Origin of the sequence: Roseomonas rosulenta, assembly GCF_016106005.1 — a bacterium.
Classification (GTDB): Bacteria; Pseudomonadota; Alphaproteobacteria; order Acetobacterales; family Acetobacteraceae; genus Neoroseomonas; species Neoroseomonas rosulenta.
The window spans coordinates 1-12,624 of the sequence record NZ_JACADR010000034.1 but is presented as its reverse complement, the minus strand read 5'-3'; the positions used below and the strand labels follow the sequence as shown (position 1 = coordinate 12,624).

Below are 12,624 nucleotides of genomic sequence, written 5' to 3'. Positions count from 1 at the left end.
TCACTTCATCAGCACGTAGCCGCCCGGGGCGGCGTCGAGCGGCGGCAGGCCGCGCTCCGGTGCGCCCATCGGCGGCGGATCGACCATGGCGGCGCCGCCGGCCTGCGCCAGCCATCCCGCCCAGGCCGGCCACCAGGACCCTTCGTGGCGCGGGGCGATCGCCGCCCAGGAATCGGGGTCGAGGTAGCGCTCGTCATGGACGCGCGTCAGCATCTGGAAATGCCGGCCGTCCTTCTCAGGCGGGCTGACGATGCCGGCATTGTGCCCGCCCGAGGTCAGCACGAAGGTCACGTCGGTGTCGCTGAACAGGCTGATCTTGTAGACCGAGCGCCAGGGCGCGATGTGGTCCTTCAGCGTGCCCACGGCAAAGATCGGCACGCTGATGTCCGACAGCGCGATGACCCGGCCTTCGACCGCGAAGCGCCCCGCCGTCAGCCGGTTCTCGAGGAACAGCCCGCGCAGGTATTCGCCGTGCATGCGCGCGGGCATGCGCGTCTGGTCGGTGTTCCAGGCGAGCAGGTCGTTCATGCCCTGCCGCTCGCCCATCACGTAGTCGCGGATCAGGCGCGACCACACCAGGTCGTTCGAGCGCAAGGCCTGGAAGGCGCCGGACATCTGGTGGGTGTCGAGATAGCCGCGGTCCCACATCATGTCCTCGAGGAACGACAGCTGGCTCTCGTCCATGAACAGCATCAGTTCGCCGGCCTCGGCGAAGTCGGTCTGCGCGGCAAACAGCGTGAGCGAGGCGAGGCGGTCGTCGCCGTCGCGCGCCATGGTCGCTGCCGCGATCGACAGGATGGTCCCGCCCAGGCAGTAGCCGCAGCCATGGATGCGCCGCTCGGGCAGGATGGCCGAGACCGCGTCCATGGCCGCCATCGCGCCGCGGCGGCGATAGTCGTCCAGGCCGGTCTCGCGGTCGCGCGCATCGGGATTCTTCCAGGACACCATGAAGACCGTGAAGCCCTGCGCCACCAGCCAGCGCACCAGCGAGTTCTCCGGGCTGAGGTCGAGGATGTAGTACTTCATGATCCAGGCCGGGACGATCAGCACCGGCTCGGCATGGACCTTGGGCGTGGTGGGCTCGTACTGGATCAGCTCAATCAGCTCGTTGCGGAACACCACGCGGCCGGGGGTGACTGCCACCTCCTGCCCCGGGCGGAAGGCGTCGGCGCCTGCCGGCGGCGCACCCGACAGCGCGCGCTCCATGTCGTCCAGCCAGTTCTCGGCGCCATGCAGCAGGTTGGCGCCGCCATCGGCCAGCGTGCGCTGCGCGATGGCGGGATTGAGCCAGGGGATGTTGGTCGGCGCCAGGATGTCGGTCATCTGCCGCATCATGAACGCCACCTGGCGCGAGTGGCGCACCGACAGGCCGGGGATGCCGCGCGTTGCCTCCATCCACCAGGCCTCGGCGAGCAGATGCGCCTGGGCGATGGCGTTGAAGGGGAAGGCGGCCCAGGCCTCGTTGGTGAAGCGCGAATCGCCGTTGGTGGGTGCGATGAGCGGCGCGGCGTTGTGCTCCGCAGCCGCATGGCGCAGCCAGAATAGCCAGCGCAGCCCTTGGATCCAGGCGCGCGCGGCGAGTTCCATCCGCTTGCCCGGCGCGCGCGCCAGGTGCACGCCCCAGTCGAGCCAGGCGCCGGTGACGGCGGTCGGCGACATGCCCTGGGTGATGCGCGATTCCGCCGCGCGCAGGATGCGGTCGAAGGTGTGGAAGGTCGGTCCGAGCCGCGCCTCGACGGGTTCGAGGGCCGCTGGCGCGGCGGCGCGCATGGTCGGCGGCACGGCAGCGGTCGGCGCGGCGGTGGGCGGTGCAGCCCGGCGGGCGCGCCGGGGGCGAGACGTCTTCATGGAGCCAGTATCGCCCATTCGCGGCGGCGAATCTTGCGGCGGCGCAAGACCGCGACGATCACATGGGCGGGGACGGAACGATCATGGCGCCTGTGCTGCCTCCGCGAGGTAAGCGATGGCCGCGTTCACCCCGCCGGGCGCATGCGGCACGCCGGCGACGCGCAGCGCGGCCTGGACCGTCGCGAGGGTGCCGAGGATCATCGGCTCGTTCAGGTCGCCCAGGTGGCCGATGCGGAAGACCTTGCCGCCCAGCCGCCCGAGCCCGCCGCCGAGCGAGACGTTGAAGGCCTGCAGTGCGATGCGGCGCACGGCGTCCGCATCATGGCCTTCCGGCATCATCACCGCGGTGACGGAATTGGAGTACCGGTCGGGCGAGGTGCAGAAGAGCTGCGGCCCGTTATTGCCCGACCAGTGGCGCACGCAGCGGCGCACCGCCTCCGCCAGGCGCGCATGGCGGGCGAAGACCTGGTCGAGGCCTTCCTCCTCCAGCAGGCGCACCGATTCCTCGAGCCCGTAGAACAGGGAGGTCGGCACCGTCCCAATGAAGGACTTGTGCCGGCGCGTCAGCATGTTCGTCCAGTTGAGGTAGGATTTTGGCAGCTTCGACGCAGCGTGCGCCGCCATGGCGCGCGGCGAGGCACCGGTGAAGGACATGCCGGTGGGCAGCATCAGCCCCTTCTGGCTGCCGCCCACCGCGACATCGACGCCCCAGTCGTCCATGCGGAATTCCATGGAGCCGAGCGAGGAGATGGTGTCGACCAGCAGCAGCGCCGGATGGCGGGTGGCGTCCAGCGCCGCGCGCACTTCGGTCAGCGGCAGTTCCATGCCGGTGGCGGTCTCGTTCTGCACGGCGCAGATCGCCTTGATGGCGTGGCTCGTGTCGGCGGCGAGCATGGCGCGCAGCGCGGCGAAATCGGCGCCCACGCGCCAGTCGGCCGCCAGCGTGCGGATGTTCAGCCCGAAATCCTGCGCCATCTTTCCCCAGGATTCGGAAAAGTAGCCGGTCTCGATCACCAGCAGTTCGTCGCCGGGCGAGAACAGGTTGACCAGCGCCGCTTCCCAGGCCGCATGGCCGGAACCCGTGTAGAGGAACACGTCGTGCTGCGTGCGCAGGATGCGCTTCACGCCGGCCACCGCCGCGTCATAGACCTTCAGGAAGGCCGGATCGTTGAAATCCACGCTGACATGCGCGACGGCCTTCAGGATCGAATCCGGGATGTTGGTCGGCCCGGGATTGGCGAAGAACTGGCGGCCGCGGGGAAGGCGAGTGGCTGCGGACATGGCGTGTTCCTTCTTCAGCGCGCGAGCTGGCGCGCCATGGTCTCGAGACCCGCGAGCGTGAGCGGGTACATGCGGTTTTCCATCAGGCGCTCCATGATCCCGATGGATTGCGTGTAGCGCCAGTGGGACTGGTCCACCGGGTTCAGCCAGGCGGCCTTGCGGAAATGTCGGGTCAGGCGCGCCATCCAGACCTGGCCGGCCTCCTCGTTCCAATGTTCCACCGACCCGCCGGGCTGGATGATCTCATACGGGCTCATGGTGGCGTCGCCGACGAACACAAGCCGCCAGTCGGGGCCGTAGGTGCGCAGCACTTCCATCATAGGCCGCTCGGTCTCGCGCCGGCGGCGATTGGTGCGCCACACACGTTCATACGGGCAGTTGTGGAAGTACCAGAATTCGAGGTGCTTGAACTCGGACCGCGCGGCGGTGAACAGCTCCTGGCAGATGCGGATGTGGTCGTCCATCGACCCGCCGATATCCATCAGCAGCAGCACCTTCACGGCGTTGTGCCGCTCCGGGACCATGTGCAGGTCGAGCGATCCGCCATTGCGCGCGGTTGCGCCGATGGTGCCGGGAAGGTCCAGCTCCGTCGCGGCACCCGTGCGGGCGAAACGGCGCAACCGGCGCAGCGCGACCTTCATGTTGCGCGAGGACAGCGCCTCGTCCTCGTCGAGGTCCTTGAAGGTCCGCTGGTCCCAGACCTTCACCGCGCGGCGGTGGCGTGATTCGGCCTGGCTGATCCGCACGCCCTCCGGGTTGTAGCCATAAGCGCCGAAGGGCGAGGTGCCCGCGGTGCCGATCCACTTAGACCCGCCCTGGTGCCGGCCCTTCTGTTCCTCGAGCCGCTTTTTCAGCGTCTCCATCAGCGCGTCGAAGCCGCCCATGGCCTCGATCGCGGCCATCTCCTCGGGTGTAAGGGTGTTCTCGGCGATCTTGCGAAGCCATTCCTCGGGCAAGGTGCGTGGTGCTTCGCCCTGGGGCGTCTCCAGACCCTTGAAGATCTCGCCGAAGACGCGGTCGAAGCGGTCGAGGTGCCGTTCGTCCTTCACCAGGGCCGTACGGCACAGGTGGTAGAAATCGTCCACGCTGAATTGCGCCACGCCCTCCTTCATCGCGCGCAGCAGCGCCAGGTACTCCATGATGGAGGCCGGCACGCCCGCCGCGCGCAGCGCGAGGATGAAGGGCGCGAACATCGCTACTGGCCGCGGCGCCGCGCGCTCATTGGCCGCGCCTGCGCGCGAGGAAGGCGAGCCGTTCGAACAAATGCACGTCCTGCTCGTTCTTCAGCATCGCGCCATAGAGCGGGGGCAGGGCGGTCTTGGCGTCACTCGACCGCAGCGCCTCGGGCGGCATGTCCTCGATGGTCAGCAGCTTCAGCCAGTCCAGCAATTCGGACGTGGCCGGCTTCTTCTTGAGTTCGTTCACCTCGCGGATCTCGAAGAAGACGTTCAGCGCCTCGCGCAGCAACCCCTGGCGGATGTCGGGGTAGTGCGCGCGGACGATCATCTCCATCGTCTCGCGGTCCGGGAAGCGGATGTAGTGGAAGAAGCAGCGGCGCAGGAAGGCGTCCGGCAGCTCCTTCTCGTTGTTCGAGGTGATGATCACCACCGGGCGGTGCCGCGCCGCCACCGTCTTGCGTGTCTCGTAGACGAAGAACTGCATGCGATCGAGCTCGAGCAGCAGGTCGTTCGGGAACTCGATGTCGGCCTTGTCGATCTCGTCGATCAGCAGCACGACCGGCTGCTCGGCCTCGAAGGCGTCCCACAGCTTGCCGCGCACGATGTAGTTGGCGATGTCGTGAACGCGCGGATCGCCCAGCTGCCCGTCGCGCAGGCGGCTCACGGCGTCGTATTCGTACAGCCCCTGCTGCGCCTTGGTGGTGGACTTGATGTGCCATTCGATCAGCGGATAGCCGAGCGCCTTGGCGATCTCCTGCGCCAGCACCGTCTTGCCGGTGCCGGGCTCGCCCTTCACCAGCAGCGGGCGCTGGAGTGCCACGGCGGCATTGACCGCGACCTCCAGGTCGCGACCCGCGACATAGCGTTCGGTGCCCTTGAACTGCGCCACGTGCCCTACCTTCTGCCCGTCCGGCGCCAAGGTCGGGCCGCTTCCGGCTTCGCGCAAGCCCGGATCACTCCAGCGCCTCGGCCGCCAGACGGAACAGCGCGGCGGCGAAGGTGCGCATGTTGGCCTCCCGCCCCGCCGCCCCGGTCTCGAGGGTGATCACCCGCTCCACCGCTCCGGACACCGCGAGGCAGGCATGTCCCGCCGCATCCCCATAGCGGTTGCCCGAAGGGCCGGCCGCGCCGGTCTCGGCGAAGCCCCAGTCGGCGCCCATCCTTGCGCGCACCGTCCGCGCCAGCAGCAGCGCATAGGGCTCCGAGGACGACCGCATCCCCGCCATGTCGTCATCCGTGATGCCGAGCAGCCCGGCCCGCGCCGCCTTCGTGTAGACCACGGCGCCGCCCAGGAAATAGGCCGAGGCCCCCGGCTGCGCGAGCAGCGCGGCCGAGATCAGCCCCCCCGCCGAGCTCTCCGCCACCGCCACCGTCTCGCCTCGCGCCTTCAGGCGTTCACCGATCGCCCGCGCCGCGGGCAGCAGCATGTCCATCGCAGCCTCCTCCGTTCAGATGTGCTTCCACCAGCGCCGCGCGGCGGCCATCGCCGCCAGCCCCGCGAGCCCCATCATGGCCGTCGCGGCCGGTGCGCCAGCAATCTCCGCCAGCCCGCCCAGCGCCAGGAAACCGATCGGCCCGAGCCCGATGCAGACAGACAGCAAGCCGAGCACGCGGCTGCGCATCTCGACCGGCGTGGCCAGGAAGACCAGCGTCGGCTGCATGATGGCGAAGCCCGCGCCGCCGACGCCCGAGAGCAGCAGCGCCCCACCCGCCAGAAGCGGCGCGGTGGCCAGCGCGAAGGCCACCGTCATCGCGAGATACAGCGTGATGCCGCCGAGGTAGATCGCCTTGTAGTGCTCCGGCCGCGCCAGCAGCGCGATGGTGACCGCCCCCAGGAACGCGCCCACGCCGTCCATGCCTGCCAGCAGCCCCACCCCCTGCGGGCCGAGCTCCAGCCGGTCCTTGCCGATCACCGGGATCATGCTGGTGCAGGGCCAGCCGAACAGGTTGAACAGCAGCGTCACGACCAGCGCGCCGACCAGGCGCGGTTCGCGCCGCACCAGCGCCAGCCCCTCGGCGATGCTGGCAAGTACGGGCGCGACCGACGCGCCCGGCGCCGGCGTCGCGCGCGGCAGGCGCAGTACCGCCACCACCGCGGGGATGTAGAGCGCGACACTGAGCAGGAAGGCGCCGTCCAGGCCGACGGCCGCGAGCAGCACGCCGCCCAGGGTTGGGCCCAGCACGCGGCTGCCATTGCTGGTCGCGACATCCACCGACATCGCGACACCCATCCGCGCCGGCCCGACCACCTGCCCGATCATGGCGCGCCGCACCGGGTTGTCCGACGCCCAGGCGATGCCGTTCATGAAGGAGGCGACCGCCAGGTGCCACACCGCCACCGCATCGGCGAAGGCGAGGGCCGCGATCACCGCCGATGTCGCCGCCTGCGACAGCACCACCAGCAGCAGCGCGCGGCGGCGGTCCATGCGGTCGGCCGCGGCGCCCAGGAAGGCGCCGAACAGCCCCATCGGCAGCAGGCGCAGCATTGTGAGCATCGCCACCACGAAGGCCGAGCCCGTGGCGGCATAGGCAAACACGCCGACCGCCAGTGTCTCCAGCCAGCGCACCACGAACACGCACAGCCCCGCGACCCAGAGGCGCAGGAAGTCGCGTTCGTGGAACAGTGTGCGCATGGCGATAGCGGGCCGGGGGAGGGAGCACCTCCCCCGGCCGTCGCGTTAGAGCCCCGCCTGCGAGACGAACTTCGTGTTCAGGTAGGCCTCGATCGCCTCGGAGCCGCCCTCGCTGCCGTAGCCGCTGTCCTTCACGCCGCCGAAGGGCACTTCCGGCAGCGCGAGGCCGAGGTGGTTGATCGTCATCATCCCGCTCTCGACCCGGTTCGCCACCGCATTCGCGGTCTTGGCCGACCGCGTGAAGGCATAGGCGGCGAGGCCGTAGGGCAGGCGGTTCGCCTCGGTCACCACCTCGTCGAGGTCCTTGAAGCGGGAGATCATGGCCATCGGGCCGAAGGGCTCCTCGTTCATCGCGCGGGCGGTGTGCGGCACGTCGGTCATCACCGTCGGCTCGTAGAAATAGCCCTTGTTGCCGATGCGCTTGCCGCCGGTATGGACCTTGCCGCCCTTCGCCTGCGCGTCCTGCACCAGCATCTCGACCCAAGGCACGCGGCGGTCATGGGCGAGGGGGCCCATGGTGGTGCCCTCCGCCATGCCGTCGCCGACCTTGAGCGCCTTGGTGTGCTCGACGAACTTCTCGACGAAGCCGTCATAGAGCTTCTCCTGCACCAGGAAGCGCGTGGGGCTCACGCAGACCTGGCCGGCATTGCGGAACTTCGCCCCCGCCAGCGTCCTGGCCGCGAGGTCGAGGTCGGCATCGTCGAAGACGATCGCCGGCGCATGGCCGCCCAATTCCATCGTCACGCGCTTCATGTGCTGGCCCGCCAGGCCCGCGAGCAGCTTGCCCACCGGGGTGGAGCCGGTGAAGGTCACCTTGCGGATGACCGGATGCGCGATGAGGTATTCGCTGATCTCGGCCGGCACGCCGTAGACGAGGTTGGCCACGCCCGGCGGCAGCCCGGCATCGACGAAGGCGCGGATCAGCTCGGCGGGGGAGGCCGGGGTTTCCTCCGGCGCCTTGACGATGATCGAACAGCCGGTGGCCACCGCGCCGCAGAGCTTGCGCACCACCTGGTTGATCGGGAAGTTCCACGGCGTGAAGGCGGCGACGGGGCCGACCGGCTCCTTGATCACCAGCTGGTACACGCCCTCGGCGCGGGCCGGGATCACGCGGCCATAGGCGCGGCGGCCTTCCTCGGCGAACCAGTCGACGATGTCGGCAGCGGCCATCACCTCCACCTTCGCCTCGGCCAGCGGCTTGCCCTGTTCGAGGGTGAGCAGCCGCGCCGTCTCGTCGGCGCGGGCGCGGAAGATGTCGGCCGCCTTGCGCATCAGCTTGTAGCGGTCGAAGGCCGAGACCTTGCGCCAGGTGGCGAAGCCCTTGTCGGCCGCCGCCAGCGCCTCGTCGAGGTCGGGCTTCTCGGCATGGGCAACGGTGCCGATCACCTCCTCGGTGGCCGGGTTCAGCACGTTCAGCGTCTTGCCGGAGCGCGCCGCGCGCCATTCTCCGTTCACGTGCAGCATGACATTGGGATAGGACATCGGCGCATTCCTCCGCGGCTTGGATTGGGCGGCACCCTAGCCTCGCGGCCGCCGCACGGCCAGCCGCGACGGCTTGCCCCTCGCGCATGGCTGACCGATCCTCCGCGGACATGGCGCCCGCAGAGACGCCGACCGGAGGAACCGCCATGACCCGTTTTCCTCGCCGCGCCCTGCTCGGCGCCGGTGGCTTGCTCGCCGCGCCGGTCTCGCTCCGGGCACAGGCTGCCTTCCCGTTGCGGGCGATTACCGTGATCGTGCCCAATCCGCCCGGCGGCGGCACCGACTTCGCCGCGCGGCTGTACCAGGAGGGCCTCTCGGCCGCGCTCGGCCAGCCGGTGGTGATCGAGAACCGACCGGGGGCGAACGGCAACATCGCCATCACCGCGGTGGCGCGCGCCGCCCCCGACGGCCACACGCTGCTGCTGCAATACAACGGCTACCATGCCGGCAACCCGGCGATGATGCAGAACCTCACCTGGGACCCCATCCGCGACCTGGCGCTGGTGGGCATGGCGACAACGGCGCCGCACGTGATCCTGGCCGCACCGAACGTGCCGGCGAATACGCTGGCGGAGTTCATCGCCCATGCGCGCGCCAATCCCGGGAAGTTGAACTACGCGTCGTCCGGCAATGGATCGATCCAGCATATCGGTGGCGTGCTGTTCGCCCGCGCCATCGGCACCGAGATGGTGCACGTACCCTATCGCGGCGCCGCCCCGGCGTTGCAGGACGTCGCCGGCGGGCGGGTCGAGATGTTCATAACCACGCCCTCCTCGGCCGTTGCGCTGATCCAGGCGGGGCGGGTGAAGCCGCTGGCCATGGCGAGCGCGCGCCGGGCGCCGGGCCTGCCCGAGGTGCCCACCACTGCCGAGGCCGGCCTGCCCGGCTTCACGCTCGACGCCTGGTTCGCCTTCGCCGCCCCAGCCGCCACGCCGGCGCCGGTGCAGGACCGGCTGAACGCGGCGCTGCGCGCCCTGGCCGGGACGCCGGCCATCCGCCAGCGCGCGGAACAGGCGGGCGCGGCCACCGAGGCCATGACGCTGGCCGAGCTCGATGCCCTCGCCCGGCGGGAGGTCGACGAACTCGGCGGCGTGATCCGCGCCGCGGGCATCACCATCGAGTAGCGCCGCATCCGCCGTGGTGCGGCGCAGCGGGGGCCGCTAGGATGGGGGGCATGATCGTCTCCCTGCCTTCGCCGCGCACCCTGCTGCTCGCCGCTGCCCTGCTCTCCGCCTGTGCCGCCGCCGAGGGCGGCCGCGCCGGCGAGGCGAGCTTCACGCCGACGCCGAGCAACCCCTTCGGCGCCTATCTTGCCGGGCGCTTCGCGACCGCGGAATCCGATACGCGCGTTGCGGCGGATGCGCTGCTCGCCGCGCTGCGCGCCGATCCCGACCAGCCCGAGGTGATCCAGCGCGCCTTCATCGCGACGCTGCTCGATGGCCGGCCCGAGGCGGTGCGCCTGGCGCGGCGCCTGCCGGACAATCCGCTCGCCGCCATGCTGATCGCCGGCACCGAGGCGCAGGCCGGGCGCTGGGACCGGGCCGAGGCGCGCATCCGCTCCCTGCCGCGCCAGGGGGCCGCGCAACTCCTGCAACCCCTGCTGCTGGCCTGGACGCTGCATGGCAAGGGCCAGACCGACGCCGCCGTCGCGTTGCTCCGCCCGTTGTCGGAATCGGGGCGGCTGCGGACGCTCTATGCGCTGCACGCCGCGATGATCTGCGACCTCGCCGGGCGCGGGCGCGAGGCGGAGCGCTTCGTGCGCATCGCGATCGGTGACAACAGCCCCCCGACGCTGCGCCTGGTGCAGATCGCGGCCGGCATCCTGGCGCGCGGCGGCCGGGAATCCGAGGCCGAGCGGCTGATGGAGGCCCTGGCGCGCGGACAGGACGACCTCGCCCTCGCCACTGGGGAACAGGCGATGCGCCAGCTCACCGCGACGCGCCCCGTCACCTCGGCGGTCGAAGGCATGGCGGAGGCGCATCTCGCGCTCGCCGGGGCGCTGCGCGGGCAGGGGGCGGCGGAGTTCTCGCTGGCGCTGACGCGCCTGGCGCAGCGGCTGCGGCCTGGTTTCACGCCCGCCATGCTGCTGGCGGCCGACGCCCTGGCCGACGAACGCCAATTCGACGCCGCGCTGGCGCAGCTCGACCAGATCTCGGCGGATGATCCGCTGGCCGGGCTTGCGGGGCTGCGCCGTGCCACGCTGCTCGACCGGCTGGACCGGCCAGAGGAGGCGATCGCCGAGTTCCGCCGGGTCGCCGCTGCCTATCCCACCGCGTCGCAGCCGCCGGCGCGGCTCGGCGACATGCTGCGCAGCCGCCAGCGCTGGGCCGAGGCCGCCGCTGCCTATGACGACGCGATCCGGCGCGTGCCGGCGCCGGTGGCCGGGCATTGGCCGCTGTTCTATGCGCGCGGCATCGCGCGCGAGCGCGAGGGCAACTGGCCGCAGGCCGAGGCGGATTTCCGCCGCGCGCTCGAGCTCAGCCCCGAACAGCCCTATGTGCTGAACTACCTGGGCTACACCTGGGTCGAGCGCGGCGAGAACCTGGCCGAGGCGCGCCGCATGCTGGAACGCGCCGTCGCCCTTCGCCCGCAGGACGGCAACATCGCCGACAGCCTGGGCTGGGCGCTGTTCAAGCTGGGCGACATGCCCGGCGCGATCCGCTGGCTGGAGCGCGCGGTCGAGCTCGAGCCCCGCAACAGCGTGGTCAACGACCACCTGGGCGACGCCTATTGGATGGCGGGCCGCCAGCGCGAGGCGCAGTTCCAGTGGCGCCGCGCCCTCGCCCTCGGCCCCGAGGGCGACGAGGGGCCGAAGATCGAGGCCAAGATCCGCAACGGCCTGCCCGCCAACCCGGTGGCGGAGAACCGCCGCTGAGCGTCCTCGCTGAGGCCGAGGCGCGCCAGGCGGCGCCGGCCAAGGTCAATCTTTTCCTGCATGTGACCGGGCGGCGGGCGGATGGGTATCATCTGCTCGACAGCCTAGTGGTCTTCGCCGGGGCGGCGGATGCGGTCGGCGCGTCCGCGGGAGCCGGTCTTGCGCTGACGGTGCAGGGCCCCGAGGCCGGCGCGCTGGCGGCGGAGCCGGACAACCTGGTGCTGCGCGCGGCGCGCGCCCTGGCGGCGGCGGCGGGCATCGAGGCGCATGCGGCCCTGGTGCTGGACAAGGCGCTGCCTGTCGCCTCGGGCATCGGCGGCGGCAGCGCGGATGCGGCCGCCGCGCTGCGCGCGCTGAACGCGCTGTGGGGGGTGGGCTGGTCCGAGGCGCGCCTGGCGGAGCTCGCCCTGCCGCTCGGCGCCGATATCCCGGCCTGCATCGCATCGCGCCCATGCCGCATGGGCGGTGTGGGGGAGGTGCTGGCGCCGGCGCCGATGCTTCCCCCCTTTGGCATCCTGCTGGCCAATCCGCGCGTCGCGCTGGCGACGCCGGCGGTGTTCCGGGCGCGTGGCGGAGGGTTCTCGCGCCCGGCGTCGCTGCCGGGCGGATGGGCCGATGCCGCGGCGCTCGCGCGCGACCTGGCCGCGCTGGGCAACGACCTGGAGGCGCCCGCCATGCGACTGTGCCCGCCGGTGACGGAGGTGCTCGCTGCGCTGCGCGGGCTGCCTGGCTGCCTGCTGGCCCGCATGAGCGGGTCGGGCGCGACCTGCTTCGCGATCTTTGCGACGCCCGGCGCGGCGCAGCAAGGCGCCGCGGCGCTGCCGGGTGGGTGGTGGCGCTGGGGTGGGGGGCTTCACGAGGCGGGTGGGTGAGGGGTAAGAGGCGCTGCGGATGGGGCGTCGCCAAGCGGTAAGGCAGCGGTTTTTGGTACCGCCATTCCCAGGTTCGAATCCTGGCGCCCCAACCACGTTAATTCATTGATATTGCTCGGTTTTTACTTCTGGCCGGCCCCTCGTCGACACGCCCGGAATTCCGCGCACTTTCGCCGATGCGATTTCCGCACGACGCCCGAGAGACACATTTGGTGCCGGATTCGCGGCGCCAAACCGACCCGTGTCTCTCCTGCCGCTTTTGGCAGTACGAGTTTTCGGGTTGGCCTTCGCCGCGGCACGGGTAGCAGAAGGCAAAAGCGCGCCAGCCTGTCAACGGCGGAGCAAAACCAGGCCAGCGCGGCGGCGGAAAACAAGGCCACTGGCGACATGGCGGCATCAGACCTGGCCGGCCCCCGATCGGGGGCCGGCCAGGTCTGCGGCTGGTTCCTCTGATG

At 70.9% G+C, this 12,624-nt stretch carries 10 protein-coding genes and 1 tRNA gene; 4 read left to right on the top strand and 7 right to left on the bottom strand.

All coding sequences use genetic code 11. The features are described from left to right. The 7 genes from HW578_RS07030 to HW578_RS07000 form a co-directional block, all read right to left on the bottom strand. Entirely contained in the window at nt 1-1,848 is a 1,848-nt protein-coding gene (locus HW578_RS07030; RefSeq protein ID WP_232478745.1) for a PHA/PHB synthase family protein, read from the bottom strand. 81 nt (nt 1,849-1,929) lie between these two features. Continuing rightward, nucleotides 1,930-3,129 (bottom strand): pyridoxal-phosphate-dependent aminotransferase family protein, encoded by a 1,200-nt coding sequence (locus tag HW578_RS07025; RefSeq protein ID WP_198369834.1) that lies wholly within the window; start codon nt 3,127-3,129, stop codon nt 1,930-1,932. A gap of 14 nt (nt 3,130-3,143) precedes the next feature. Continuing rightward, on the bottom strand, nt 3,144-4,322 hold the full coding sequence (locus tag HW578_RS07020) for a vWA domain-containing protein (protein WP_198369833.1): 1,179 nt from the start codon (nt 4,320-4,322) through the stop codon (nt 3,144-3,146). Nucleotides 4,323-4,347: 25 nt separating this feature from the next. Further along, nucleotides 4,348-5,196 carry an AAA family ATPase gene (locus tag HW578_RS07015; protein WP_198369832.1) on the bottom strand — a complete coding sequence of 283 codons (849 nt, stop codon included), beginning with the start codon at nt 5,194-5,196 and terminating at the stop codon, nt 4,348-4,350. Between the two features lie 64 nt (nt 5,197-5,260). Continuing rightward, nucleotides 5,261-5,740, bottom strand: a complete 480-nt coding sequence (locus HW578_RS07010; RefSeq protein ID WP_198369831.1) for a CinA family protein — start codon at nt 5,738-5,740, stop codon at nt 5,261-5,263. A gap of 15 nt (nt 5,741-5,755) precedes the next feature. Then, nucleotides 5,756-6,940 carry an MFS transporter gene (locus tag HW578_RS07005; protein ID WP_198369830.1) on the bottom strand — a complete coding sequence of 395 codons (1,185 nt, stop codon included), beginning with the start codon at nt 6,938-6,940 and terminating at the stop codon, nt 5,756-5,758. A 45-nt stretch (nt 6,941-6,985) separates the two neighbouring features. Next, nucleotides 6,986-8,422 carry an NAD-dependent succinate-semialdehyde dehydrogenase gene (locus HW578_RS07000; RefSeq protein ID WP_198369829.1) on the bottom strand — a complete coding sequence of 479 codons (1,437 nt, stop codon included), beginning with the start codon at nt 8,420-8,422 and terminating at the stop codon, nt 6,986-6,988. Between the two features lie 146 nt (nt 8,423-8,568). Here HW578_RS07000 and HW578_RS06995 point away from each other — a divergent pair, with 146 nt between their 5' ends. The 4 genes from HW578_RS06995 to HW578_RS06980 all read left to right on the top strand — a co-directional run bounded on the left by HW578_RS06995 (nt 8,569) and on the right by HW578_RS06980 (nt 12,264). Beyond that, entirely contained in the window at nt 8,569-9,546 is a 978-nt protein-coding gene (locus tag HW578_RS06995; RefSeq protein WP_198369828.1) for a Bug family tripartite tricarboxylate transporter substrate binding protein, read from the top strand. Between the two features lie 50 nt (nt 9,547-9,596). After that, a complete protein-coding gene (locus HW578_RS06990) occupies nt 9,597-11,297 on the top strand; it encodes a tetratricopeptide repeat protein (protein ID WP_232478744.1) in 1,701 nt (566 codons plus the stop codon). Beyond that, on the top strand, nt 11,294-12,169 hold the full coding sequence (locus HW578_RS06985; RefSeq protein WP_198369847.1) for a 4-(cytidine 5'-diphospho)-2-C-methyl-D-erythritol kinase: 876 nt from the start codon (nt 11,294-11,296) through the stop codon (nt 12,167-12,169). The genes HW578_RS06990 and HW578_RS06985 overlap by 4 nt, the downstream gene beginning before the upstream one ends. A 20-nt stretch (nt 12,170-12,189) precedes the next feature. Further along, nucleotides 12,190-12,264, top strand: a tRNA-Gln gene (locus HW578_RS06980). Nucleotides 12,265-12,624 lie beyond the last annotated feature (360 nt).

What these genes read in the sequence shown, in the direction of transcription:
- HW578_RS07030 (WP_232478745.1), bottom strand. Translation starts at nt 1,848, where the DNA reads ATGAAGACGTCTCGCCCCCGGCGCGCCCGCCGGGCTGCACCGCCCACC.
- HW578_RS07025 (WP_198369834.1), bottom strand. Translation starts at nt 3,129, where the DNA reads ATGTCCGCAGCCACTCGCCTTCCCCGCGGCCGCCAGTTCTTCGCCAAT.
- HW578_RS07020 (WP_198369833.1), bottom strand. Translation starts at nt 4,322, where the DNA reads ATGTTCGCGCCCTTCATCCTCGCGCTGCGCGCGGCGGGCGTGCCGGCC.
- HW578_RS07010 (WP_198369831.1), bottom strand. Translation starts at nt 5,740, where the DNA reads ATGGACATGCTGCTGCCCGCGGCGCGGGCGATCGGTGAACGCCTGAAG.
- HW578_RS07005 (WP_198369830.1), bottom strand. Translation starts at nt 6,940, where the DNA reads ATGCGCACACTGTTCCACGAACGCGACTTCCTGCGCCTCTGGGTCGCG.
- HW578_RS07000 (WP_198369829.1), bottom strand. Translation starts at nt 8,422, where the DNA reads ATGTCCTATCCCAATGTCATGCTGCACGTGAACGGAGAATGGCGCGCG.
- HW578_RS06995 (WP_198369828.1), top strand. Translation starts at nt 8,569, where the DNA reads ATGACCCGTTTTCCTCGCCGCGCCCTGCTCGGCGCCGGTGGCTTGCTC.
- HW578_RS06990 (WP_232478744.1), top strand. Translation starts at nt 9,597, where the DNA reads ATGATCGTCTCCCTGCCTTCGCCGCGCACCCTGCTGCTCGCCGCTGCC.